At 63.4% G+C, this 24,884-nt stretch carries 19 protein-coding genes and 3 pseudogenes; 5 read left to right on the top strand and 17 right to left on the bottom strand.

Going from position 1 to position 24,884, the window contains the following annotated elements; translation table 11 throughout:
- The first annotated feature begins 161 nt into the window (after positions 1–161).
- The 4 genes from BQ7477_RS00565 to BQ7477_RS00550 are packed head-to-tail and all read left to right on the top strand — an operon-like array spanning position 162 to position 4,075.
- On the top strand, positions 162–1,169 hold the full coding sequence (locus BQ7477_RS00565; RefSeq protein ID WP_073982411.1) for an ABC transporter substrate-binding protein: 1,008 nt from the start codon (positions 162–164) through the stop codon (positions 1,167–1,169).
- A gap of 58 nt (positions 1,170–1,227) precedes the next feature.
- Entirely contained in the window at positions 1,228–2,253 is a 1,026-nt protein-coding gene (locus BQ7477_RS00560) for an ABC transporter permease (protein ID WP_073982410.1), read from the top strand.
- A 56-nt stretch (positions 2,254–2,309) separates the two neighbouring features.
- On the top strand, positions 2,310–3,323 hold the full coding sequence (locus BQ7477_RS00555; RefSeq protein WP_390884550.1) for an iron chelate uptake ABC transporter family permease subunit: 1,014 nt from the start codon (positions 2,310–2,312) through the stop codon (positions 3,321–3,323).
- The gene (locus BQ7477_RS00550; RefSeq protein WP_073982408.1) at positions 3,320–4,075 is read left to right on the top strand and encodes an iron ABC transporter ATP-binding protein; all 756 of its coding nucleotides are present in this window, start codon (positions 3,320–3,322) and stop codon (positions 4,073–4,075) included. Before BQ7477_RS00555 ends, BQ7477_RS00550 begins: the two co-directional genes overlap by 4 nt.
- Positions 4,076–4,574: 499 nt before the next feature.
- Here the strand turns inward: BQ7477_RS00550 and BQ7477_RS00540 are convergent, their stop codons facing one another.
- The 12 genes from BQ7477_RS00540 to BQ7477_RS00485 form a co-directional block, all read right to left on the bottom strand.
- Positions 4,575–4,946, bottom strand: a complete 372-nt coding sequence (locus BQ7477_RS00540) for a cupin domain-containing protein (protein ID WP_073982406.1) — start codon at positions 4,944–4,946, stop codon at positions 4,575–4,577.
- Complete coding sequence (locus BQ7477_RS00535; RefSeq protein WP_073982405.1) at positions 4,943–5,764, bottom strand: class I SAM-dependent methyltransferase; 822 nt, start codon at positions 5,762–5,764, stop codon at positions 4,943–4,945. The genes BQ7477_RS00540 and BQ7477_RS00535 overlap by 4 nt, the downstream gene beginning before the upstream one ends.
- Positions 5,765–5,846: 82 nt before the next feature.
- On the bottom strand, positions 5,847–7,520 hold the full coding sequence (locus tag BQ7477_RS00530) for a phospho-sugar mutase (protein WP_073982404.1): 1,674 nt from the start codon (positions 7,518–7,520) through the stop codon (positions 5,847–5,849).
- A 4-nt stretch (positions 7,521–7,524) separates the two neighbouring features.
- Positions 7,525–8,178, bottom strand: coding sequence for a deoxyribose-phosphate aldolase (gene deoC / locus BQ7477_RS00525; RefSeq protein WP_073982403.1), 654 nt, complete (start codon positions 8,176–8,178; stop codon positions 7,525–7,527).
- A gap of 20 nt (positions 8,179–8,198) precedes the next feature.
- The gene (deoD, locus tag BQ7477_RS00520; RefSeq protein WP_073982402.1) at positions 8,199–8,906 is read right to left on the bottom strand and encodes a purine-nucleoside phosphorylase; all 708 of its coding nucleotides are present in this window, start codon (positions 8,904–8,906) and stop codon (positions 8,199–8,201) included.
- A gap of 152 nt (positions 8,907–9,058) precedes the next feature.
- Positions 9,059–10,000, bottom strand: coding sequence for a sugar-binding transcriptional regulator (locus tag BQ7477_RS00515; protein ID WP_073982401.1), 942 nt, complete (start codon positions 9,998–10,000; stop codon positions 9,059–9,061).
- A 33-nt stretch (positions 10,001–10,033) separates the two neighbouring features.
- Positions 10,034–11,320, bottom strand: coding sequence for a thymidine phosphorylase (locus tag BQ7477_RS00510; protein ID WP_073982400.1), 1,287 nt, complete (start codon positions 11,318–11,320; stop codon positions 10,034–10,036).
- Positions 11,307–11,759 (bottom strand): cytidine deaminase, encoded by a 453-nt coding sequence (locus tag BQ7477_RS00505; RefSeq protein WP_073982399.1) that lies wholly within the window; start codon positions 11,757–11,759, stop codon positions 11,307–11,309. The genes BQ7477_RS00510 and BQ7477_RS00505 overlap by 14 nt, the downstream gene beginning before the upstream one ends.
- Before the next feature lie 14 nt (positions 11,760–11,773).
- Positions 11,774–13,057 (bottom strand): ABC transporter permease, encoded by a 1,284-nt coding sequence (locus tag BQ7477_RS00500; protein ID WP_073982398.1) that lies wholly within the window; start codon positions 13,055–13,057, stop codon positions 11,774–11,776.
- Positions 13,044–14,180, bottom strand: a complete 1,137-nt coding sequence (locus BQ7477_RS00495) for an ABC transporter permease (protein ID WP_073982397.1) — start codon at positions 14,178–14,180, stop codon at positions 13,044–13,046. Before BQ7477_RS00495 ends, BQ7477_RS00500 begins: the two co-directional genes overlap by 14 nt.
- Positions 14,180–15,742, bottom strand: coding sequence for an ABC transporter ATP-binding protein (locus BQ7477_RS00490; RefSeq protein ID WP_073982396.1), 1,563 nt, complete (start codon positions 15,740–15,742; stop codon positions 14,180–14,182). Before BQ7477_RS00490 ends, BQ7477_RS00495 begins: the two co-directional genes overlap by 1 nt.
- A gap of 94 nt (positions 15,743–15,836) precedes the next feature.
- A complete protein-coding gene (locus BQ7477_RS00485) occupies positions 15,837–16,904 on the bottom strand; it encodes a BMP family lipoprotein (protein ID WP_073982395.1) in 1,068 nt (355 codons plus the stop codon).
- Positions 16,905–17,146: 242 nt separating this feature from the next.
- Here BQ7477_RS00485 and BQ7477_RS00480 point away from each other — a divergent pair, with 242 nt between their 5' ends.
- Positions 17,147–18,493 carry an IS256 family transposase gene (locus BQ7477_RS00480; protein WP_420884423.1) on the top strand — a complete coding sequence of 449 codons (1,347 nt, stop codon included), beginning with the start codon at positions 17,147–17,149 and terminating at the stop codon, positions 18,491–18,493.
- 262 nt (positions 18,494–18,755) lie between these two features.
- Here BQ7477_RS00480 and BQ7477_RS00475 read toward each other — a convergent pair whose 3' ends face one another.
- The 5 genes and pseudogenes from BQ7477_RS00475 to BQ7477_RS00455 all read right to left on the bottom strand — a co-directional run.
- A complete protein-coding gene (locus BQ7477_RS00475) occupies positions 18,756–21,050 on the bottom strand; it encodes a bifunctional metallophosphatase/5'-nucleotidase (protein WP_073982394.1) in 2,295 nt (764 codons plus the stop codon).
- A gap of 203 nt (positions 21,051–21,253) precedes the next feature.
- A pseudogene (locus BQ7477_RS00470) lies at positions 21,254–22,597 on the bottom strand (ExeM/NucH family extracellular endonuclease); the annotation flags it as partial.
- A 283-nt stretch (positions 22,598–22,880) separates the two neighbouring features.
- Positions 22,881–23,186 (bottom strand): annotated as a pseudogene (locus BQ7477_RS00465) (GuaB3 family IMP dehydrogenase-related protein); the annotation flags it as partial.
- A gap of 712 nt (positions 23,187–23,898) precedes the next feature.
- Positions 23,899–24,123, bottom strand: a complete 225-nt coding sequence (locus BQ7477_RS00460) for a transposase (RefSeq protein WP_420884426.1) — start codon at positions 24,121–24,123, stop codon at positions 23,899–23,901.
- Positions 24,124–24,175: 52 nt separating this feature from the next.
- A pseudogene (locus BQ7477_RS00455) lies at positions 24,176–24,778 on the bottom strand (IMP dehydrogenase); the annotation flags it as partial.
- Positions 24,779–24,884: the final 106 nt, after the last annotated feature.

Genomic DNA, 24,884 nt, shown 5'->3' with positions numbered 1-24,884 from the left:
CCGACGAACGCGTAGACACGGGGCCCCAACGGGGCGGCGCGAAACTATGCGCACACCCACACGCACGCGAGCCCAAATTTCTGTAAGGTTAGTTTTGACAGTTAGGTAAGCCTAGCTTTTCCTATTTCAGTCCCACCGCAAGTACCTACGACGGAGAAATGATGTCTCGTACGACCACCTCCCTGGCCGCCATCGCCGCCGTCGCCGCCCTCGGCCTGGCTGCATGCACCTCCGGCACAACCTCCTCCCAGTCCTCCGCCTCCTCTTCATCCACCACGCAGGCCACCCAAGCCTCGTCAGTGACGATCGACGCGAACGACGGCCCCGTCGACATTAAGCTGCCTGTGACCCGTGCAGCCTCCCTGGACAACCGAACCTTCGAGGTACTCGAACAGTGGGGCGTTCCGCTCGTCGCAGTGCCCAAACAACTGATCCCCTCCACCGTCACCGCCTACAACGGCGATGACATCGCAGACGTGGGCATGCACCGCGACCCCAACCTGGAGGCCCTGGTCGCCGCCGAACCCGACCTCATCATCTCCGGCCAGCGCTTCTCCAAGTTCGACGCGCAAATCAAAGAGCTGGCCCCCGACGTCCCGCTCATCAACCTAGAACCGCGCGACGGGCAGCCCTTCAATGAGGAACTCATCCGCGAAGTCACCGACCTCGGTGAGATATTCGGCAAGCAGGCCGAAGCCCAACAGCTGGTCGACAACTTCAACGCCTCGATCGAGCGCGCGAAGAACGCCTACGACGGCTCCTCCACCGTCATGGCGGTTGACGTCTCCGGCGGCAACATCGGCTACGTTGCACCCGGCAAGGGACGCACCTGGGGACCAGTTTTCGACCTGCTCGGCCTGAAACCCGCCCTTGAAGTTGAGGGCGCGACCGACTCGCACACCGGCGACGACATTTCCGTCGAGGCCATCGCCGAAGCTAACCCGGCGTGGATCTTCGTTCTCGACCGTGACGCCGCCATCACCAAGGACGGCTCAAACACGCCAGCCGAAACCGTCATCAACGACAACGCCGCTCTGCAAAACGTCACCGCCCTGCAGAACAAGCAGGTGGTCTACGCACCCAACGACACCTACACCAACGAATCCATCATCACCTACACGGAGATTTTCAACTCCATCGCAGACGCCTTCGAAGCCGCGAAGAAGTGATCCTCTGACACACAAGCGGGTGCCGCCCATGCGGGCGGCACCCGCACCCCCTTTTCTTATGACACACTCCACCGCCACCGCGCCTCCCACGGACGCCGCCACGACGCGCGAGACCACCCCAGCCTCGTCGAAACGCCGCCCCCTGGCGCTCACCCTCGCAACCCTCACCGTCCTGGCCCTCCTGGTCCTGTCCCTGTCCACCGGCGAGTACTCGATCCTGTCCCAGGACGACGGCTGGCACATGTTCCTGACCGTGCGAGTCCCCCGCACGATCGCGCTCATCCTGTCCGGGGCCGCCATGTCGATGAGCGGCCTCGTCATGCAGCTGGTGACCCAGAACCGCTTCGCCGAACCATCAACGACGGGCACGACCGAGTGGGCGGGCCTGGGCTTGCTCATCATCATGATCGCCTGGCCGGGCGCCCCCATCCTGGTGCGTATGACCTGCGCCATCGTCTTCGCTTTTGCGGGAACCATGGTCTTTTTCGCTCTGCTTCGCCGCGTCTCCCTGCGCTCATCGCTGCTCGTCCCCATCATGGGCATGATGCTCGGCGCTGTCGTCTCCGCGATCTCCACGTTCATCGCCCTGGAGACGAACACCATGCAGAGCGTCGCCGTATGGTTCCAGGGATCCTTCACTTCCGTCTACGAAGGCCAGTACGAGGTGCTCTGGATCGTCACAATCGTCGTCGCAATCGTCTTCGTCATAGCCGACCGCCTCACCGCTGTCTCTCTGGGCGAAGACATCGCCGTGTCACTCGGCGTCAACTACCACCGCATGATCCTCATCGCGACAGGCCTAGTCGCCGTCGCAACCGGCGTCGTCACCGTCGTCGTCGGCTCCCTGCCGTTCCTGGGCCTCATCGTGCCGAACCTCGTCTCCATGTCGATGGGCGACAACCTACGCACAAACCTACCGTGGGTGTGCCTGGCGGGCATCGCCCTGGTGACAGTCACCGACCTGCTCGCCCGAACAATCATCTCCCCCTTCGAAATGCCTGTCTCCGTCATCCTGGGCATCCTCGGGGCATTCGTCTTCGTCGCGCTCGTGCTGCGCCAAGCCAGGAAGGGGACCACACTGTGACCATTGTTTATGCTCCGGGAACTGACGGTTCCCACTCCCCGGCCACGGCCTCGTCCATCACGCGCCCGACGCGGCGCACCGGGGCCTTCGTCTCCCCCGCTGCCCGCCGACGCTGGTGGATCATTTTCAGCGTCGTGTGCGCCATCGCACTCCTGGCCTGCATCGGACTGCTCACCTGGAAGAACCCGGCGCAATTCGGCACCCCCGTGTTCTGGAGGCTCGCCCGCAGGCGCGCTTTCGCAATCCTCGCGATCGCCCTGGTGGCCGTGTGCCAGGGGATGGCCACGGTCGCCTTCCAGACGGTGGCGAACAACCGCATCATCACGCCCTCAATCCTGGGCTTCGAGTCCCTCTACCGGGCGATCCACACGTCCACGATTTTCTTCCTGGGCGTCGCTGGACTCAACGCGTCGGCCACCGTCGGCAACTTTGTCGGGCAGCTCGCCCTCATGATCGCCCTCACGCTCGCGCTCTACTCGTGGCTGCTCACCTCCCAGCGCGCCTCCATGCACGCGATGCTCCTCATCGGCGTCATGCTGGGGGCGGGCCTCGGCTCCATCTCGACGTTCATGCAGCGCCTGCTCACACCCTCCGAATTCGACGTGCTCACTGCGCGCCTGTTCGGCTCGATCGCGAACGCGCAGAAGGAGTACTACCCCATTGCCGTTCCGCTCGTTGCTGTGGCGGCACTCGCCCTCCTCCTCATGAACACACGCCTATCCGTCCTCTCTCTGGGCCGTGAAACCGCCACAAACCTGGGTCTTAACCACCGGCGCACATCGGTGGCAGTCCTCGTCCTCGTGTCGATCCTCATGGCCACGTCGACCGCCCTCGTGGGTCCCATGACGTTCCTCGGGTTCCTCGTCGCGACGCTGTCCTACCAGTTCTCCGACACCCACGACCACCGCTACATCTTTGCGATGTCGGTCGTCCTGGCCATCGCGATCCTGGCCAGCGCCTACTTCGTCATGAATCACGTGTTCAACACGCAGGGCGTCGTTTCCATCATTATCGAGTTCGTCGGCGGACTCGCGTTCATCGTCACTATTTTGCGGAAGGGCCGCCTGTGATTTCCATTGATTCCGTCGTCAAACAGTATTCATCCTCCGTGCGCATCGGCGAGATCTCCCTGGAGATCCCCGCGGGCGGCATTACGGCGCTGGTCGGCCCCAACGGGGCGGGCAAGTCCACGCTGCTGACCATGATCGGGCGTCTCCTCGGCATTGACGCGGGCACCATCGAGGTCGGTGGCCTGAACGTGGCGACGACGAAGTCCTCCCAGCTGGCGCGCACCCTGTCGATCCTGCGCCAAGAAAACCATTTCATTTCGCGCTTGACGGTCCGACAGCTGGTTGGTTTCGGTCGCTTTCCGCACACTCGAGGGCACCTGAACAGCGAGGACGAGGCCATCATCGACCGCTACATCGGCTTCCTTGACTTGGGGGACCTTCAAGGCCGCTACCTGGATCAGCTCTCTGGGGGCCAGCGCCAGCGCGCCTATGTCGCAATGGTCTTGGCACAGGAAACCGACTACGTTCTGCTGGATGAGCCGCTCAACAACCTGGACATTGCGCGCAGCGTGGAGATGATGACCATGCTGGAGCGAGCTGCCCGCGAGTTTTCGCGCACGATCGTCATCGTCCTGCACGACATTAATTTCGCGGCCCGCTACGCATCAACGATCTGCGCGCTGAAGGACGGGCAAGTCGCTTTCATGGGTTCACCTGCGGACATCATGCGCGACGATGTCCTCACAGGTATTTTCGACACCCCGGTGACGGTGGTGCCGGGACCCAACGGGCCGATTGCCTGCTACTTCTGAACGCACACGCGCGCTCGGCCACGGCTCGACTCAGGTCGGTCCCCCGACGCTTCCCCGGCCTCGTCGGTCACGAGGCCGGGGCCAGCTAGAATGGTTTCGCGGCCCACGCGCGGCCAGCGTGAAACGGCCGTGAAACATCCACCGTCCCTGGGGGTCCCGTGTCCGTCGCCCTGACAGTCCTCTTCGTCCTCCTCGCCCTGACGCTGATCGCGGGCGGACTCTACCTCTTTGCCTCGGGCCTGGCCGCGCGCGCGGACGCATGCCGCCCGCCCCTGGGCCTGCGCCTNTTCATGGACGCACCTGCCTCTATTCCCTTCGTCTTCGTCCTCTCCGGCGCGATTGTCGAGGCCGGCCTGTGGTTGGTCGCACGCGGCGCTGGGAAGGCGGCGCTCAGGTAACATCGTCGTTCACCGGGGCCGCGCGCTGCGCGCAATCGAGTGGGAACCCCGACCTCGTTGCTCTCAGACGGGGCCAGGGTTCCCGGGCTTGAAGGCCGCAGTCAGGCGGTGGGCCGCTCGCGCCGATCCAGCATGAACAGCGCCAGCTTCGAGGGTTCAAGCGCGCGGACCGCGTGAGGCAGTCGCGTGCCGAAGTGGATGACGTCGCCGGGGCGAAGGACCACGGTGCGACCGTCGGCCTCGATTTCGAGGGCACCTTCGAGGGTCTGCAGGATGACGGGCATGGCCGCCGTGTGCTCGCTGAGGATCTCGCCGGTATCGAAGCTAAAGAGGACGAGGCGCACGCCCTCTGCGTGCATGACCGTGCGCGAGACGGTGGCTTCCTCGTTGATCTGGATCATCGAAGCGATGTCACTCAGGTCCGTCATGATGGGCGTAGGGACCTCGGTGTTGGAATCGAGAGAGAGGCTCACCTGTTCTCCTTGGGTTTGCGTGCGACGATGGCGACGCCGCACAGATGTCGGTCGTACTTCTTGAACGTGCGCGCCATCGTGGTGACGCGTCGGCGCAAGTCTTTGTCACGGGCGATGTTGCGGGCGATCCGCAGGGTCCCACGCACGCCCTCGTCGGCAAGCATGCGGCCTGGTTTCAGCAGGGCCATGGGCGCCTTGCGTGTCTCTTCGACGACCAGGCCCGCTTCTTCGAGAACCGCTCGCCAGCCGGCGACCGTGAGTGGCCGCGCGTTGACATTGATCGCGCGCGCGAGCGCACGGCGGATCTCGGTGGCGGGTTCCTCGGCGATGGTCTCGGGGCGCATCGCGAGCTCGTGGATGACGTAGCGTCCACCCGGGCGCAGGATACGCGCCGCTTCCCCCACGATCGCGCGCTTAGCTTTCTCACCCTGCATGGTGAGCATGGCTTCGCCGACCACGACGTCGGCACTAGCGTCCGGCAGACCTGTTTGGGCGGCATCCGCGTTCACACAGTGTCCCACGCCCGAGGCGATGGCATCGACGCGCGCGCACGCGTCGGGGTCCCGCTCGACCCCCACGTAGGAGGCGGGGCCAACACTGATGATCGAGCGTGCTGTTACTCCCATTCCTGGAGCGAATTCGACGACATCCGCGCCGGGGATGACCGCTCGTTTGAGGGCCCACATGCTCAGCGCGAGACCCCCGGGGCGCAGGACTGTCTTTCCTGCACGGGCGAGCACCCAGTGACCGGGCGTCTTCTCGACGGGCCGGTTGGCATATGGCAGGGTCCCCGCCGACGATTCAACGTGAGGTGACATATACGCAAGTATAGCGTTATCTATTTACGTGCGCAGAGATGCACCCCTGCTCAATCGTCGAACGAAGACCCTCCGTCAGCGCTCACAGACCAATGATCTGACCGAACTCACGCTTAATCAGTTCGAGGCGCTCGTACGCCGCCTTCCACGGAACCGGCTCCCCCTCGGGGGCAGTCAGGATGACCTCGAGATAGCACTTGAGCTTGGGTTCCGTGCCCGACGGACGCGCGATCACGCGGTCCCCGGCCTCGGTCAGCACCAGCACACCGTCCGTGGGCGGCAGGCCCTTGTAGCCCTGCGCCAGGTCAGAGACCTCGACGACGGGTGAACCTGCGAGTTCGCTCGGCGGCTGCGCGCGCAAGCGCGCCATGCCGGTAGCAATCTGCTCAATCTCCTCGACGCGGAAGGTCAACGGTCCGGTCACGTGCAGGCCGTGAGCGTGGGCCAGACGGTCCAGTTCATCCCACGCGGTGCGGCCCTGAGCCTTGAGCGCGGCGAACAGCGACGCGGCAACGACAGAGGACGCAATGCCGTCCTTGTCGCGCGCGATGGCGGGATTCGGGCAGAAACCGATCGCTTCTTCATAGCCGAAGGCCAGCTGCGGAGCGCGGGCGATCCACTTAAAGCCCGTGAGCGTCGTGTGATGTTCGAGGCCGTGGGCATGCGCAATGCGGGCCAGCAGACGCGAGGAGACGATCGAGTTTGCGAGCGACCCCTCCAGGCCTCGCGACGCCAGGAATTCTCCTAGCAGGCAGCCGATCTGGTCACCGCTCAGCGGACGCCATCCGGCCTCGGCCGCAGGGTCAGGGACCGCGAGCGCGCAACGGTCCGCGTCGGGGTCCACAGCGATGATAAGGTCGGCGTCCTCGCCGCGAGCCTGCTCGATGGCCATGTCGAGGGCTCCGGCTTCCTCGGGGTTCGGGAAGGGAACCGTCGGGAAGTCCGGGTCGGGTTCGGCCTGGGCGGCGACGATTGACACGTTCGTGAAGCCGGCCTGGGCCAGCACGCGCGAGGTGAGGGACGCGCCCACGCCGTGCATGGCCGTCAGGACGATGCGCAGGTCCGCGCGGACATCAGCGTCGCCGGAGGCCAGCTTGACGGCCTCCGCGACGTACTCGTCGCGCGGGTCCACGGCCTCGACCAGGTCATCGTTCATGGGGACTTCGTCAGCGGGGGGCGTGGCCTCGATGGCCGCCGCGATCTCGGCGTCGAAAGGCGGGACGATCTGGACTCCCTGGCCATCGCCCGTAACGACGCTTCCACCGAGGTACACCTTGTAGCCGTTGTCGGGGGCGGGGTTGTGCGAAGCGGTCACCATAACGCCCGCGTCCGCGCCGTAGTGGCGCACCGCGAAGGAGGTCAGCGGGGTCGGGTTCGCCTGGGGCAGCGCGAGGACACGCACGCCGGCGGCAGAAGCGACACGGCACGCGGCTGTAGCAAACTCGGAGGAGCCGTAGCGGGCATCGCAGCCCACGACCAGGGTGGGGATACCCGTCGCGTGACGCTTAATGACCTCGCACAGGCCGGCGGTCGCTCGGATAACGACGGCCAGGTTCATGCGGGATTCGCCGGGGCCCACGACGCCGCGCAGGCCGGCAGTTCCGAACTCGAGGGGACCGTTCATGGCGGCGCCCACGCGGGCGAGGGCCTCTTCGTCGCCGCCACGAGCGGCCTCAATGTCGGCCCTCAGGGACGAGGCCGTGGTCGGATCGGGGTCATGGTCTGCCCAGCGCTGGGCCAGTTCAAGAAGTTCCATAGTGTCAGTCTTCCAATTCTGCCAAGATGGCGTTAGTTGCGGAGACTCCCAGGCGAGAAGCTCCTGCTTCGATCATGGCGAGCGCCGTGTCGGCGTCGCGGATGCCTCCCGAGGCCTTGACCCCCAGGGCGTCGCCGACGGTGGCGCGCATGAGGGCGACCGCGTGGAAGGACGCCCCACCTGCGGGGTGGAAACCCGTGGAGGTCTTCACAAAGTCAGCTCCGGCAGCCATGGATGCCGTGCAGGCGGCGACGATTTCATCGTCAGTGAGAGCTGCGGACTCGATGATGACTTTCAGGACGCGTGGGGCTGGGACGACGCGGCGCACGGCAGCAATCTCTTCTTCCAGCTCGTGCAGGCGTGCGTCCTTGACCAGCTCGATGTTGATGACCATATCGATCTCGTCCGCACCGTCGGCGACTGCCTGCGCCGCCTCGAAGGCTTTGACCTGCGGTTTGACCGCGCCCGAGGGGAAGCCGACGACGCAGGCCACCTTTAGTCCATCGGGCACATCCAGCGGAAGCATGGACGGGGACACGCATACCGAGAAGGTGCCGGCGCTGGCCCCTTCCTCGATAATGCGTACCACGTCCTGGCGTGTCGCTTCCGGCTTCAAGATCGTGTGGTCGATCAACGCGGCCACGTCACGCTTCTTCATGGAGCAGCCTTCTCCTTGTCTCAGAGCGCTGCCAGGGGCAGGGCGAGCTCCATCATCGCGGTGAAGGCGGTCTGGCGCGACTGCGCGTCCGTGACTTCACCGGTGACCAGCGAATCGGAGACCGTGAACATAGCCAGGGCCTCGACACCCGCGTGCGCGGCGGTCGCATACAGGCCAGCGCTCTCCATCTCGACTGCGAGGATGCCCATGCGCTGCCAGGCCTCGTTAAAGGTCGGGTTCGCGTTGTAGAAGACGTCGGAGGACATGATGTTGCCGACGTGGAAGGGGACGCCCTGCTCGCGGGCGCGGCGCACCACGTCGTCGATCAGGTTGAAGGAGCCGATCGGGGCGAACTGGCCGGGCAGCTGGTACTGGTCCATGAACGCGCTGTTCGTGCAGGCGCCCTGCGCGATGACGACGTCGTACAGGTGCATGTTGGGCTGGAGGGAACCGCAGGTTCCGATGCGGACCAGGCGCTTGCAGCCAAACGTGTGGATAAGCTCGTAGGCGTACAGGGAGATTGAGGGGATACCCATGCCGGAACCCATGACGGAGACGGGGGTGCCCTGGTAGGTGCCGGTGAAGCCGAGCATGTTGCGCACGGCGTTGAACTGCTGGACGTCCTCCAGGTAGTTCTCAGCGATAAACTTGGCGCGCAGCGGGTCGCCCGGCAGCAGGATGGTCTCGGCGATGGGGCCGGTGGGATCAATGTGGGGTGTCGAACGCATGTGTCGTGTCCTTTGTCATCTCAGGGAGCTGTGCGCTCCTCTAGGCTTCGTTACCTATAGGGCAAGGCTAGGCCCTACATTATCAATATGTCAATATTGACTTTGACAAGTGTTCTTTCTCTCTATCTCTACACCTCCTTCTCCAAGCCCTCTCACTCGCTCATTTCCAGCAGCCCAAGAGCCAAATCCTGATCCACCACCAGATGCGTGGCAATCCCCATGCGCAGCGCCGTGTCCAGCGCGCGTGTTTTCATGAACCCCCCCGCAACGACCAGCCGCACGGGCCGACTACACAGACGCTCCAACGAAATGCTGACAGTACGGGCCTCAAGCTCGGGAAGCGCAATCTGGCCAGCCGCCGTGAAAAAGTGAGAAAGCGCGTCACCGACAGCATCGCGCAACAGCGCATCCACTTCCTCCCCATCCAGATGCCCGAGGTTGAGAGAAATGACTTCATCGCCGATCGCGCCGATCGTAAAGACAGCCACGTCAACCTTGCGCCCCTCCTCCAGGATCTTCATGATCGCCCGATCCTTGCACACGATCGATGCCGTCTTCGTGGACTGAAAAATGACAGGCAGGGGCAGGTAGCGCGGCTGAGCGTTAAAAGCATCGCAAAATGCACGCATCACCTCAAAATCGTGCGTCGCACGCGCGGAGAAAGATGTCCCACCCTTGAGCTGGACAACTCGCACGCCCTGGCGCGGAGAACGCTCCAAGTGAGAAGCAAGCGCATACATCGTGCGACCCCACGAGATACCCACGCGCATGCCGTCGTGCACCAACTGGCTCACCAGGTCCGCGCCCACGCGCCCAACCTCATCGATAGCTTCCTCCTCGGTCGCTGCGTGCCCGTGCGCGACGCGCACGCATGCCAGACCGTAGCGCTGCTCCAGTCGGGCAGCCAGTTCGGAAGCTTCCTCCCGAGGATCATGTATCGTGATCGTCACGAAACCACGATCGCGACCATGGGCGAGGAGCTTAGCCACGGTAGGACGCGAAAGCCCCATACGGGCGGCGATGTCAACTTGGCTCAAATCCTGCTGGTAATAGAGTTTGAGAGCATCAACAGCCTGCTCGTCGCGCTTATCCACGTGTACTCCCTCCTCGCCCTGGCCGCGCCGCGATCAAGACACGGTCTCCAGAACAACCCCGCGGGCAGCGAACGTGCCCCCCTCGGTAATCTCGATTGCACCTGATAGGGTCTCAACTGCGCGAGCAATTCGCCACTCGTCGTCGGTGTGGAGAGTCAGTAGAGGCTGTCCCCTCGACACGGTCTCCCCCGGCTTAGCGTGGATCTCGATGCCCGCACCAGCCTGCACCGGATCCTCCTTAACGGCTCGCCCCGCGCCGAGTCGCCACGACGCCACACCCACGCTCAGGGCATCCATACCGACGATCATACCGTCAGCCTCAGCACACACCTGATGGGTGTGCACGGCACGAGGCATGGGAGCGTCCGGATCACCCCCCTGCTCGCGGATCATCGCACGCCAACGATCCATCGCGCGCCCGTCTTCAAGGGCCGCCTCCACATCAACGTCGTGCACGCCAGCAAGATCAAGCATGTGACGCGCCAATTCGCAGGTCAGCTCAACGACGTCAGAGGGACCACCGCCGGCCAGGACTTCGACAGACTCCTCGACCTCGAGCGCGTTGCCGATCTTGCGCCCCAGGGGAACGGACATATCGGTGAGCAGGGCGCGCGTGGCCACACCCGCGTCGCGTCCCAGGTCCACCAGAGTGCGCGCCAGTTGACGCGCACTGTCAATGTCCTTCATGAATGCTCCCGACCCGACCTTGACATCCAGGACGAGAGCGCCCGTCCCTTCAGCGATCTTCTTACTCATGATGGAACTAGAGATCAACGGAATGGACTCAACGGTTGAGGTGATGTCACGCAGAGCGTAGAGCTTCTTGTCCGCGGGCGCCAGACCAGACCCCGCCGCGCAGATGACCGCGCCGCAGCCGTTACCGAGCTGGGACAGGATCTCCTCGTTGGACAGATGAGCGCGCCACCCAGGGATGGACTCCATCTTGTCCAGAGTACCGCCCGTGTGCCCCAGGCCTCGGCCCGACAGCTGGGGAACAGCCACCCCGAAACACGCGACGAGCGGCGCCAGGGGGAGCGTGATCTTGTCACCCACACCTCCCGTAGAGTGCTTATCAGCAGTCGGCTTTCCGATCCCAGAGAAGTCCATGCGCTCCCCCGACCGGATCATCGCGTCCGTCCACCTGGCGATCTCGTCCCGCGTCATTCCCCGCAGGAAAACAGCCATGGCCAAAGCAGCCATCTGCTCGTCCTTGACAACGCCCTTCGTGTAGGCGTCGATCGTCCAGTCGATCTGCTCGGGGGTCAGGGCACCCCCGTCGCGCTTCGTTCGAATAATGTCAACGGCATCAAAGAGCGCCATCGTATCCTTCTTTCGTGTCGGACGAGGCCGGGGCAGGTAGCGCCCCGACACTGTCCAGGTCGTGTGGGCCAAAGGCACCAGGGAGGACCTCGCTCATGGGAGCAACGCCTTCCGGCATGAGAACCAGGCAGGAGGGGCCGCCGTGCTCATAGATGAGCTGGCGGCACCTCCCGCACGGGGAGACAGGGACCTCGTCACCGTTGACAGCAACGACCGCGACAAGCGCTCCACCACCGCTACGGATCAGCTCCGACACCATGCCGCACTCGGCGCACAGCGTCACCCCGTACCCCGCGTTCTCAACGTTGCACCCACTCACGATTCGCCCGTCCTGCGCCAGTCCGGCGGCGCCAACGGGGAACCCCGAGTACGGGCAGTATGCCCGCTTCATCGCGTCAATGGCGCTACCCAGCAGGGCATCCCAATTGATCGACGTCATCGGTGCATCATCCTTCACTTCATGTAGGGAACGTTCTCAGCCGCGGGAGCACGCGACTTGCCGACAAACCCAGCCACCGCGATGATCGTCACCACGTAGGGAATCATTGACACGAGATTGCCCGGGACAGCGTTAGACAGATTGGGCAGCAGGTGTGCCGTCGCCTGAGCAAAACCGAACATGACAGCGGCCGCCATGGCTCCCAGCGGATTCCACTTACCCAAGATCAGCGCAGCGAGGGCGATGTAGCCGTTCCCTGCGGAGATATTGTCCGTGAATGCCAGAGACGATCCAATCGTGAAGAACGCGCCACCCAGACCCGCGAGGGCCGAACCCAAGACCGTGTTGTTCGTACGCGTACGCTGCACGTTGATGCCAACCGTGTCTGCTGCCCGCGGGTGCTCGCCACACGCCCGCAGGCGCAGACCCCAACGGGAACGGAACAGGAAGAAGGCCAGCGCGGCGACCACGACGTACATGATGTAGACGAGGATCGTCTGGTTGAACAGCGCGGGGCCGATCACCGGAATCTCAGACAAGCCCGGAATCTTAATGGTCGAGAGCGAAAACTGGTTGGTGTTCAGGTTCAGCGTCGACTTCTTCATGACCGTTCCACCGAAGAAAGTGGTCAGGCCCAGCGCCAAAACGTTCAACACGACACCGACGATGACCTGATCAACGCCATACTTGACGGAGAACAGAGCCAGAAGCAGGCCCATGAAAGCGCCCGCAACAGGCGCGGCGATCAGACCAGCATAGGCATTGTGGAAGTACGAGGCCACGAGGACACCCGCGAGCGCGCCAACCAGCAGGTCACCTTCAATTGCGATGTTAACCACGCCGACTCGCTCGGAAATAACGCCGGCGAGAGCACCGAAGATCAGCGGCGTCGACAAGGCAACCGTCGACACCAGGACCGAGGTAAGCGTTACGCCACCAGTGGTAGAACCCGAACCGGCGAACACGAGGAACCCACAGACAGTCGACAGGCCAACGAGGACCACCACGATGATCCGTGCCCACGAGGGGGTCCGCATCCTGCGAGCCGTCGTCACCAGGGACCACGCGGCAGCGGCGATCGCAATGACCGCGAGTCCCCACACAATGGGCGCGCCGGCAGTCACGATCTCAGGGATCACGTACGACTGCGACTTATCGTTGAGGATGATACGCACATCACCACTCGTCACGGCGGCAAGAATCACCAGGAGAACGCTGGCAGCAACGTAAACCCCGGGAAGTTTCCAGGACCGCTTGGTCTCAATCAGCGTTTGTGCTCCACGCTCACTTGTGCTCATCACTGACCTCCTTCTCAAGTGCTTCCACGCGTCGGGCGTCAGGAAGACGGAACATCCACCGCACCAGCGCCGGGGCGGCAATCAGCAGCACGATCACCGACTGCAAAATCAAAATCATGTCGATCGGCACGCCCTTGGTCTGCATCAGGTAACCACCAGCCTTGAACGCGCCGAACAGAAGACCCGCACAGAACGTGCCCAGGGGCTTATTGCGGCCCAGCAGAGCAACGGTGATCGCGTCGAAACCGATCGTTCCGGCGACATCGCGGGACACGTAACCCAGGGTGCCCAGCGCCTCGTTCGCACCCGCGAGACCGAGGAACGCACCCGAAATCACCATCGTCACAGCCGTAATCTTCTCCACCGAGATACCCGCAGTACGGGCAGCAGCTGCGTTCGTTCCAACCGCGCGGATCTTAAAGCCGAGCGTCGAGCGCTCCATCAGCCACCAGAAGAAAGCTAACGCAATAATCGAAACGATGAAACCAGCGTGAAGACGGAACGGCAGGGGCAGAATCCTCACCAACTCAGCCGATTCCGCTACGTCGGCGGTCACCGGCTGGTTCAAGCCCGGCGCCTGCCACGACTTCAAACCGAGCGTGTATCCCAGACCAAGGGCCGCAATCATGTTCAACATGATCGTCACAATGACCTCATTGGCACCCGTCTTCGCCTTCAGAACACCCGCAATGCCCGCGTACAAGCCACCCGCAAGCATAGCGGCGGCAATCGCCACCAGCGTATGAATGACCGGAGGCAGGTTCAGCGAGAAACCGACCCACACGGCAGCGAGCGAACCAGCGATGATCTGGCCCTTGCCACCAATGTTGAACAGGCTCGCACGGAAACCAATCGCCAGGCCCAGGCCCGCGATAATCAAAGGAATCGAGAAGAACAACGAGTTCGTCAACGGCATGATCGTGCGAGTGAACGTCTTCGCCTCGGGATCAATGATGGCCCCGCGGAACATCGCGTAGTACGCCTCCGTCACCGACGCGCCAGACATCGCGATCAGGATCGCCCCGATGACGAAAGCGATAACGACCGCCAGCACCGACACAAACCACTGCGACGCCAACACGCGGGCAATTGCCAGGCGTGCTCCGCCCTTTTGCTTACTCATCACTTTTCCTCCCTGCCAGCGCGATCGGCGGCAGCCGAACCAGACGACGAAGCCATGGCCTCGTCCAGCGGAACACCGGCCATCATGAGGCCCAGGACATCACGCGGCGTATCCGGCGGGACAATGCCGACGATACGACCGCGGTACATCACGGCGATACGATCCGCGAGCGCACAAATCTCATCCAGCTCGGACGAAATCAGCAAAACTGCGCAGCCCCCATCGCGCGTGTCCACGATCCTGCAGTGAATGAACTCAATCGAGCCAACGTCGACGCCGCGCGTGGGCTGATTGACGACCAGGAGCTGAAGCTCCTTCGACATTTCGCGCGCGACGACGACCTTCTGCTGATTACCGCCCGACAGGGACGAAATCGGGTCATTAATCGACGTCAGGCGGATGTCGTACTCCTCCTGTTTCTCCTCAGCGTTGCGCGCGATCGCAGCAAGCTTGCGAGAACCGAACGCCGAAAACTGACTAGAGGTGAATTGATCCAGGACCAGGTTGTCCGCGATGGAGAAGGAGGCGATGATGCCGTCCGTCATGCGGTCCTCGGGAACGAAGCCGATGCCCGCGTCCAAAGACTGGCGCGGATTGAGGTGCGTAATGTCCTGATCACCCAGGCGAACAGCACCGGAGGTCGGCGTGCGCAGACCAAGGACGACCTCGGCCAATTCACTTTGGCCATTGCCCTGGACACCGGCGATCGCCACCGTCTCTCCCCTGCGCACCTCGAAGGAGAGGTGATCGAGGAGGGGAACGCCCCCGGATCCGATGAGCGTCACGTCGTCGAAGGCCAGGCCATCGCCAACAAGGTTGGCCGGCGCCTTATCAACGCGCAGCTGAACCGGACGGCCCACCATCTGGGAAGCCAAAGACGCCTCGGAATCCGACGGCGACGCCTCGCCCACGATGCGACCACGCCGAATAACGGTAATCGCGTCGGCAACGGCACGGATCTCACGCAGCTTGTGCGTGATGAACACGATCGAGGTACCCGAGTCCGCGAGCTGACGCATGATCACCATGAGTTCGTCCGTTTCCTGGGGTGTGAGCACCGCAGTGGGCTCGTCTAGGATCAGGACCTTCGCCTCGCGCGACAAAGCCTTGACGATCTCCACGCGCTGTTGCGCACCGACCGGCAGATCCTCGATGAGAGCATCGGGATCCAGGTCGAATCCGAAACGCGCTGACACATCGCGGACCGTCTGACGAGCCTTGTCGAGGCTGATGATACCGGCCGGCCCGGTGGGCTCGTAGCCCAGGGCAATCGACTCAGCCACGGTGAAGACCGGGATCAGCATGAAGTGCTGGTGCACCATGCCAATACCCGCCGCGACTGCGTCGCCCGGGCCCTTGAACGTGGTGGGTTGTCCATCCAGAAGAATCTGCCCTTCGTCGGGCTGATGCAATCCGTACAGGACGTTCATGAGCGTGGACTTACCCGCGCCATTCTCCCCCAGCAGGGCATGAATTTGCCCTTCCTCGACCGTGAGGTCGATCGAGTCGTTTGCGATGAGGGGACCGAACCTCTTCGTGATCCCCCGCAACTCTAGTTTCATTCCTTTTCCTTCCCACCGTGGAGCACATACCCCAGGTGCGTCTGATGGCCTGGCGTCGCGAGCCGCGTCGTCGCTACCCGCTCGCCTTCGGCTCTCACTTCGGAGCGGCCTGCGATTCGATGGTCAGTTCACCCGACTTAATCTTCTCTGTGAGCGTCACCAGATCCTGCTTGATGTCGTTAGGGACCTGTGAGTCGAAGTCATGGAAGGGCGCAATGGAAACCCCTCCGTTTGCCAGCGTGCCCACATACGGTTCCGGCGTGAAGTTGCCACTCACCGAGTCCGTGATGGCCTGCTCGACGGCCGCACCGATCTCCTTCATAACCGAGGTCAAAACGATCGAGGAGTAGTCGGGGTTGGCCTCGTACCAGTCGGAGTCCACGCCGATGATCAGGGTGTTGCCGTCCGCCAGTGCGGCGGTCGCGGCCCCCAAGCCCACGGGTCCGGCGACGGGCATGATAATGTCGGCGCCCTGCGAGATAAACTGCTGCGCCTGCTGCTTGCCCAGCGCCTGGTCATCGAAGGACTGAGTGAAGGATCCCGCCTGGGCTGCCTTGTCCCAACCCAGGAGCTGCACAGACGCGCCCTTCGCGTCGTTGTAGGCGGCGACGCCGTCAGCGAAACCGTCCATGAACACCGTCACGGCGGGGATTTGAATACCACCGAAAGTTGCGACCTTACCCGTCTTCGTCATGCCCGCAGCGACGTAGCCTGCCAGGAATGCCGCCTCGGAAGTGTTGAAGAGCAGGGGGCGACCGTTCTCGATGGTCACCGGCTCATTCTTCTTATCGCTAAAGCTGGCGTCGACCAGAGCAAAGTGCAGGTCCTTATTCTCGTCCGCCGACGCGTGCACGGCCTTCTCCAGGCTGAAGCCGACGCCGATGATCAGGTTGCAGTTGTCGGCGACCATCGTCTCGACGTTGGGCCTGAAGTCGGCGTCCGAGGTGGATTCAGCCGTATTGATCTTGACTCCCAGGTTGGCGTGAGCAGTCTGCAGGCCGTTGTACGCGGACTCATTAAAGGACTTGTCGTCCCATCCGCCGGAGTCTGAGACTGCGCAGGCCTTGAAGTCGGCAGCGCCCTCGGCATCGCCTCCCCCACACCCGGTGAGCGCGAGCGTGATGGCTCCCGCCGCAGCGAACATCTTCACAACGTGTTTCATGTATGTGTTCCTCCGTTGATGGTGATTCTTCCTTGAACCGGTGGTGGCCTATGCCACAGACCATGCCCACACAACCATCGCATGAACATTTGCAAGAATCGACTTTTACGTCTGCTATGAATTGTGCTGACAGGCATTCACCATGTCAAGACAACCTATTGTTGGATTGGTAACGTTTCTGGCGTTAGCTGGGCGTGTTTAATTGTCTGTGTATCCGTCTTCTTGTTTGAAAGGATTGATGCATGATGAATGATGATGTTGTTGTGGCTCGCGCTAGTGGGCGTGAGGCTGTGGAGGAGCTTCGCAGCTCGGGGGCGTTGGATGCGTTGTTTGAGCGTCTTGATGCTGGCGAGGTCGAGATGACGGGCAGCCAGGGCTTGTTGCCGGCGTTGCTCAAGGAGGCCTTGGAGCGCGGGTTGGCCGCTGAGCTGACCCAGCATTTGGGGTATGAGAAGGGCCAGACCAGTGGGCAGGCGCGCTCGAACACGAGGAACGGCACGACGAAGAAGACCGTGATGTCGGAGGTGGGAGCCTTCGAGATCGAGGTCCCCCGGGACCGGGCAGGCTCGTTCACCCCGCGCCTGGTGCGTAAAGGGCAGCGGCGCCTCGATGGCTTGGATTCGATGATTATCAGCTTGTATGCCGGGGGGATGACGGTACGCGATATACGCCATCACCTGGCCTCCACCCTGGGCGTGGAGGTCAGTGCCGGGACGATTTCCACGATCACTGACGCGGTGTGCGAGGCCGTCTTGGAGTGGCAGCACCGCCCCCTAGAAGCGTTCTACCCGGTGATCTACCTGGATGCGATCCGCATCAAAGTCCGATGCGATCACAGGGTGGAGAACCGGGCCGCTCACCTGGCGGTAGGAGTGGACATGGAGGGCGTCAAGCACGTGCTGGGCATCTGGGTCCAAGCCGATGAAGGCGCCTCCTTTTGGGCCCACGTGTGCGCCGAGCTGGCCAACCGAGGCCTACGCGATGTCCTGATCGTGTGCTGCGACGGGTTGGCTGGCCTGCCCGAAGCCATCGAAGCGACCTGGCCCCAGTCCATGGTCCAAACCTGCGTCGTTCACTTAATCCGCGCGTCCATGCGTTTCGTGTCCTACAAGGACCGTAAGAGCGTCGCCGCGGCTCTAAAGCGGGTCTACAGCGCGCCCAACGAAGAAACCGCCCGAGAGGCGCTGGAAGACTTCGCGGCCAGTGACCTGGGAGCGCGCTACCCCCAAACCGTTGCGACCTGGCAGCGCGCCTGGCAGCGCTTCACGCCGTTCCTGGCGTTCCCGCCCATGCTGCGCCGCGTCGTGTACACCACCAACGCTATCGAGTCCTTGAACTACCAGCTACGCAAAATCACCAAGAACCGCGGGCATTTCCCCAGCGAAGAAGCCGCCGTCAAACTCCTGTGGCTCGCCATCTGCAACATCGAAGACAAACGAGCCGCTCAGCGCCTCACAGACGCTGGCAAACCCGCCAACAAACGAACAGGACACACACGCCTCATCCAAGGACACACCACCACCAACTGGAAACAAGCCCTCGCCCAACTCACCACCGCCTACCCCGACCGAATCACCCCCTACCTCTAACCCCCATACACAGAAAAATTGACAGGCTCCGTTAGCTCTCACATGCGCGCCACAATCAGCCACCACAAGGATGACAGTCCCAACGCCAGACCCGCTGCTCGAATGACATCGCACATGAGTCCGCACAAACCCATGACATCTGGACGAGACGAAAGCAGCGCGGGCCACAGACCACGCCCACCGATCGACGAGTGAACATATGCAAAGTCAGGCTATTACGTTCGTTCGCCATGACCCGCACCGCCTCCGTTCCCATCAGTGACTACCGGTCACTTGCGCCGCGACAACGCCGACGGCGACGAGCCACTACCGCAGCGACACCCGCCGCACACATCGCCAAAGCAAAGGGCAGCCCCTGCGTGGTCGCGCCGGTGCGAGCCAAACCTCCACGTCGTACAGCGCCCGCCTTGTTCCTCGAAGACACACCACCGATCACCCCAGAGGTACTCCCTCGCCCCTGATCGACCGACACCGTCGGATCCGCAGCAGGAACATCAGTACCCGCGCAGGCAACGGGGATCGTCACCCCGTCCGAGGCCTCGACGACCGTCGCGAAGTCGGTGGCCACCGTGACGGGAACGGTCACGACATCACCGGACGCCCTGCCCTCGCAGGCGCCCACGACCGTCACGGTCACGCTCGCCTGCCCGGCTCCGTCCGTCGTAATGACCGAGGCGGCGTCCGAGGCGTGCGCGTCCACCAGGGAATTGTCGACCTCGGCCACCGCCTGCGCACCGCCCGCGCTCACGCGCACCTTCGAGGTGATGGAAGGCCCCTCGGAGAAGGACAGGCCACGCAGCGGAATCGTTACCGTAGCCCCATCAGCGACCGCCTCTGTGGGCAGGGTCAGGCCGATCGAGGACTTCGCCGCGCGCGGGCTCAACGCGGACGAGGCCTCGGCGGAGCGATCCCCGCTACCCGAATGCGCACCCAGGTAGGCGTTGAAGGAATCACGGTCCAGGTTTCCGTTCGTGGTGGCCGCTCCCCCGCGAGTCAAGGCCTCGAAAGAATCACCGCCAGCGAGCAGGAAGGACAGGGACCCGACCGTGTACGTCGCGTCGGCCCTGAGGGGCTCGCCGTTGATCGTCACCGACGTGATGCGCTCCCCGTAGGGCTTGGCCGGGTCGTAGGTGTAGCGCACGTTCGAGGACAGGCTGAGCTTGAGCATCGGCCGGGAGTTCTGCGAGTTCAGGTCCGTTTTCCACTGCTGCTCGAGCGCGTCCTTGACGTCCGATCCCTTCAGCGTCACATACCCCAGCTCGTTGGAGAACGGCTCCACCTCGTAGGTCTGCGCATACGTGATCGTCCCGTCCTCGCCGGGCACCAGGTCGGCGCGCAGGTCGCCCGCGTTGATCATGCCGATGTCGACGCTCTTCCCGTCCGGGGTGAGGATGGACTCGCGCAGGGAATCGGCGACCAGGTCGCCCAGGGACGACTCGATGCCACGGTTCGACCCCGGCTCGGTCGCCCCCTCGGGGGTGGTGAACACGCCGCGCATGAAGGGGGCCGTGTACCCGGTCGCGACGACGCGCTTGCCCGCTTCCTTCGAGTCGGCCTCGGCTTGATCGACAATCGCCTGAGTGGCGGGGTCCGCGCCGCACTGGGCGACCTCGGCGGCGGGGATGAGGATCGAGTCGGCGCTGGTCACCTGCCGCGTCGCCGGGTCAATCGTCAGGCGGATCAAGCCCAGGTTGTCGGTGTAGGAGCCCGACGCGACGCCCGCCAGACGCGGGTTCGCGGAGTTGAAGGCCTCGACCGAATTGACATGGTCGAACTCGTAGGGCACGTGCGTGTCCCCACCCATGAGGCCGTCGACGTTCTTGCCGACCTTGGTGTAGTTGTTCTTCACGTCGTCGTCGAGCATGGCGATGACGACGTCGGCCTCTCCGCTGCTCTTCAGCTCGGCTGCCAGGGAGTTAATGCGAGCGATCGGATCCGTGAAGGTCAGGCCCGCAGTGGTTCCGGGACTGAGCTTGTAGGGTACGTCCTGCGCGATCGCGCCGATGAACGCCACCTTCATGCCCGAGGGCGATACCCACAGCTTGTAGTCCCCCAGGTAGGGGGTGCCGTCCCCGTAGGTGCCCATGCCCTCGATGTTGGCCCCCAGGTACGGGAAGGTCGCCTGCACGAACTCACTCGGGTTGGACCCGTCGACGCGCTGCTTGAAGACCGCCTGCCCCATATCCAGCTCGTGGTTACCGATCGTCGAGGCCAGGGGGTTCATCGTATTGAGGGCCTCAATGGTGGGGTTGTCTTTGAGCGAACCCGACAGGTAGGGGGACGCGCCGATGTTGTCACCCAGCAGCGTGAAGGAGGAGTTCGGGTTCTTAGCGGTCGCCTCTTTCAAGTAGCAGTTCACTGCGGGCAGGCCTGCCTCACGCACGACGCCTTTACTGGACACCTGCTGAATATGCCCGTGAATATCCGTGAGGTTGTACAGGTCCAAGACAATTGGGGTGGCCTCTTCCTGCGGAAGTGCGACAGCTGCGCTCGGTACGACCGCGAGGGACAGCGCCGCCACCGAGGCGAGCGCCAGATGCGTCCATCTGTGATGCATGGGTTTTCCTTTCTGGGAGGCGTCAGTGCCACCCCTGTTGTGTGTTTGCAGAAACATTGCTTGGGCTACTATCGGTGCTTCTTGCGCCTTGCGAGGGACACGGCCATGCCTCCCGCTCCGGCCAGGAGAACCCCAAGACCGATGCTCGCCTCGGCGCTGGCCCCCGTGCGCGCGAAGGCACTGCGGGCCGCGGAAGGCCTCGCGCCCGTTGCGAGGGGGTTTTCGACCTCTTCCAGTGCGACTACGTCGGCGCCCAAAGCGTTGATCGCAGAGACGATCTTGGATTGCTGATTGGCGAAGGCCTCGTGCGAGTACGCCCCACGCACCCTGCACTTCTTCGCCGTCACGAAGGCGCCCGTGCGGTCCGGGAACCCCGTGCACCCGGCCTCGTCAACCCCCAGGTCGGAAAAGTAGTTGAGGACATTGAACGTGGCGACGCGGATATTCCCGCCAACCGTGGGGGCGGTCGGACACTGCCCCATGATGGTCACCGGAGAACGGTCGGGATGCGCGGCCACCATGGACGTTGGTTGAAAAACGAAGGATCCGTGACGCGGTTCGAACACCACGGGCTCGTCGAAGGACACGTGGTAGCCGACGCGCGCCTGAGCACCATTTGCCAGGTACGCGTAGGGTACCCCGGTGGCTGCGCCCCGCAGCAGATTCGTGTTCGTCCCATCGTCAAGCGCGATCACACGCGCGGCGTTAGCGGCCTCGTAGTCGCGGGCCGCCTGGCCGGGAGCGACCACATCGGTGGCGGCGCGCAGCGGCTCAACCCCGGGAGTCAGCAACAGCGTTCCGTACTGTTTCGTCTGATAGTTACCCGTGATTGTCCACGTGCCCTGTGGCGCGAGGAGCATGGACTCGTAGGACTCCGCCTGCTCCGCCGCGGGAACGCCGGTGACCGGCGTGGGGGTCACAGCCTGACAACCGACGACCTGCGTGACGGCGCTCGCCTCCAGCTGCGTCAGGCTCGAGGGATTGTCTGTCGCGAACGTAGCAGGGAACTCCCCGACCGTGCCGCTCACGCGTACGCACGTCCCGCGAGCCGGGACCTGGTCGTTCTTCCCCACGTAGACGAAGAGTGCATCCGAATTCGTGCGCCCCTCATCCCACGCGCCACCACTGCCCGGCGTCTGAATCGTGAATCCGTCCAAGGTGGTGGCCAGCCCCGACTCCCCAGCCGGGTACGCGGCCGTCACTACGCCCACCGTGGTGACGACCGCCCCCACCATCGCCGACTCATCCCCCGCGCCAACAGCCTGGATGTCCGAGATTGGGGTGTCGACGAGGCCTGGACCCGGGTCCCCCGATTGCGCGGAGTTCACGGGTTGGGCTGGTTGCGTGGCTTGCGCGGCATCTGAGTGGGCGACCTGAGCGGACTCTCCCTGCGCCGCTTCTACCTGGCTTGCTTCCGTTGTGCCCGGCTGGGCCGCTCCGAAAGCGCCCGGCTGACTGGCATCTACCGCCCAGGACGCGGGCACAAGCCCCATCGCGGACAGGGTGAGCGCGCCGAGTACAGCTAGTGATCGCGTCCCGCACTTCATCGGGATGTCCTCTCAACCTCACCTCACCGTGAGGGACCTCGCGGCCCCGGACCGCAGGCACCTTTACCTGCAGCAACACGAATTTTGATAAGTGTATACGACATGACAAACAAATAAAACCGCTCGGGAAAATTCCTGGGCTACTAGCCAGTGGCATAGATGCGTCCAGAAAGGACACCCGCGTGCGTCAAATCTGCACCGGCTTCGTCAAACTCCCTCACACCCGCTGAGGTGCCCGGCCTCGTCACCCCCAGCCCCGGCCTCGTCGCTGAGCGAACGACGGTCAGGACGCCGAATACGGGGAGACGACCACCTGAGCGCGCTGCAGATCCTTCACCTCGGCATACCCCGTCGAAGCCATCGTCCGCTTGAGCGCGCCCACGAAGTTCAGCGAACCATCCGCGCGCGTAGACGGGCCGTACAGAATCTGCTCAAGCGTGCCCGTCGTCCCCACGTACACGCGCTGGCCGCGCGGCATGTCCGGGTGGGTGGCCTCCGACCCCCAGTGCCAACCACGCCCCGGCGCCTCCTCCGCGCGGGCGATAGCTGCACCCAACATCACCGCGTCCGCACCACACGCGATCGCCCGCNCATCCGGATAGGTAACGAGCATCCGGATAGCTTAATAACCTATCCGGATGTGCATAACCTATCCACGTGCGCGCAACCTATCCAGATGTGCCCACGCGGAGGGCATGTCAGGGAACGCAGGCCCTGGTCACGCACCACGCACCGCACACCACCAGTGCGGAGGGCGCCAGCGGGCCCGGCGGCGCCACAGTGTCTCGCCGAATAAAAGTCGCACGTAATTCCCCTCGGTCATTTTTCGAGCACTGCTCAAAACGTTGCAATTCCAACGATGCAAAGTCAAGGTTTGAAGCAGCCGCAGGGGAATTACGTGCGACATTGTCGGGGAACCATGCCCGCGACCGTTCTCGCACCCCACACAAGCCCAGGCCAGGGCATGACACCAGTTCGGGAACATGACGCCAGTGAGGGAGCATGACGCCACCTCCGAACTGGCGTAATACCCACATAAGTGGTGTACCACTGAGCAACAAGCCTCAACGCGGCACACACCCGAGTAAGGGACCGTATCGCGGGCGGCTCTGCTGCGACGTACAAGCAGGCGCGGTTCCGTCCGTGTAAAGGACTGGGGTTTAGCTGTTCATGGGCGCGCATACCAGCGGTCGCGGTCCCGCCCTCGTAAAGGACTGGGGCTCCCGGCCACCAAGGCACATCCGGATAGGTAACGAACATCCGGATAGGTAACGAACATCTGGATAGCTTAATAAGGCTCTTCATAGTTGGGTGTGGGTGGAGGCGTCTAGGCCTCCTGCGATGAGGAGCATTCGGAGTTGGTCGTTGGTGGGGTTGCGGTAGCCTCTGGCGGTGCGTCTGCCTAGTTCGATGATTCCGTTGATGGCTTCTGTGGGGCCGTTGCTTGCTCCGCCGGTATCGAAGTAGGCCAAGAATGCGTCCTTCCACTTGCGTAGGGTCCGGCCCAGGCGAGCGATTTCGGGGATGGAACAGGCTGGTAGGCTCTCGATGAGACGAGCGGCCAGGCGTTGGCCTTNCAGCCGCGTCCGTACACACGCCGCCGACTATGACGGGCACGTCCAGCTCATAGATGAAGCGCTTGAGATTAAGGGGCTCGCGGCGAGACGACACATGTTCGGCGGACACCGTCGAACCTCGAATAATGAACAGGTCGACGCCCGCGTCAACAACCGCGCGCCAATACTGCTGGACGCGCTGGGGTGAGAGCTTTCCGGCGACGACCACGCCGGCCTCGCGCAGCTGCTTGAGCCGCTCCGTGATCAGCGAGGGCTTGATCGGCTCCGAATAGACGCGCTGGAGGGTCGCGATCGACTCCTCCTCGCCCAGGTGAGCGATCTGATCAAGAATCGGGGTGGGATCCTCGTAGCGGGTCCACAGCCCATCCAGATCCAGGACGCCGATACCACCGAGGCGACCAAACGCGATCGCGGTTTCCGGGCTCATCACCGAGTCCATGGGGGCAGCCATGAGGGGAATGTCGACGTGGTAGGCGTCGATCTGCCAGCCGACATTGACGTCCTCGGGGTCACGCGTGCGCCGGGCGGGCACGAGCGCTATGTCGTCCAGTGTGTAGGCGCGCCGACCGCGCTTGCCGCGTCCGATTTCGACTTCGTGGCTCATGAACCGATTCTACGTCCTCCGAGACGCAGATGTGCCCGCCCTCTGCCACACAACGCGCACAACATCGGCAAGCATCACACTCACAACGCCCACAACGCGTTACACT

The organism is Actinomyces bouchesdurhonensis (assembly GCF_900128465.1).
Classification (GTDB): Bacteria; Actinomycetota; Actinomycetes; order Actinomycetales; family Actinomycetaceae; genus Pauljensenia; species Pauljensenia bouchesdurhonensis.
This window is presented reverse-complemented; position numbering and strand designations above follow the sequence as displayed.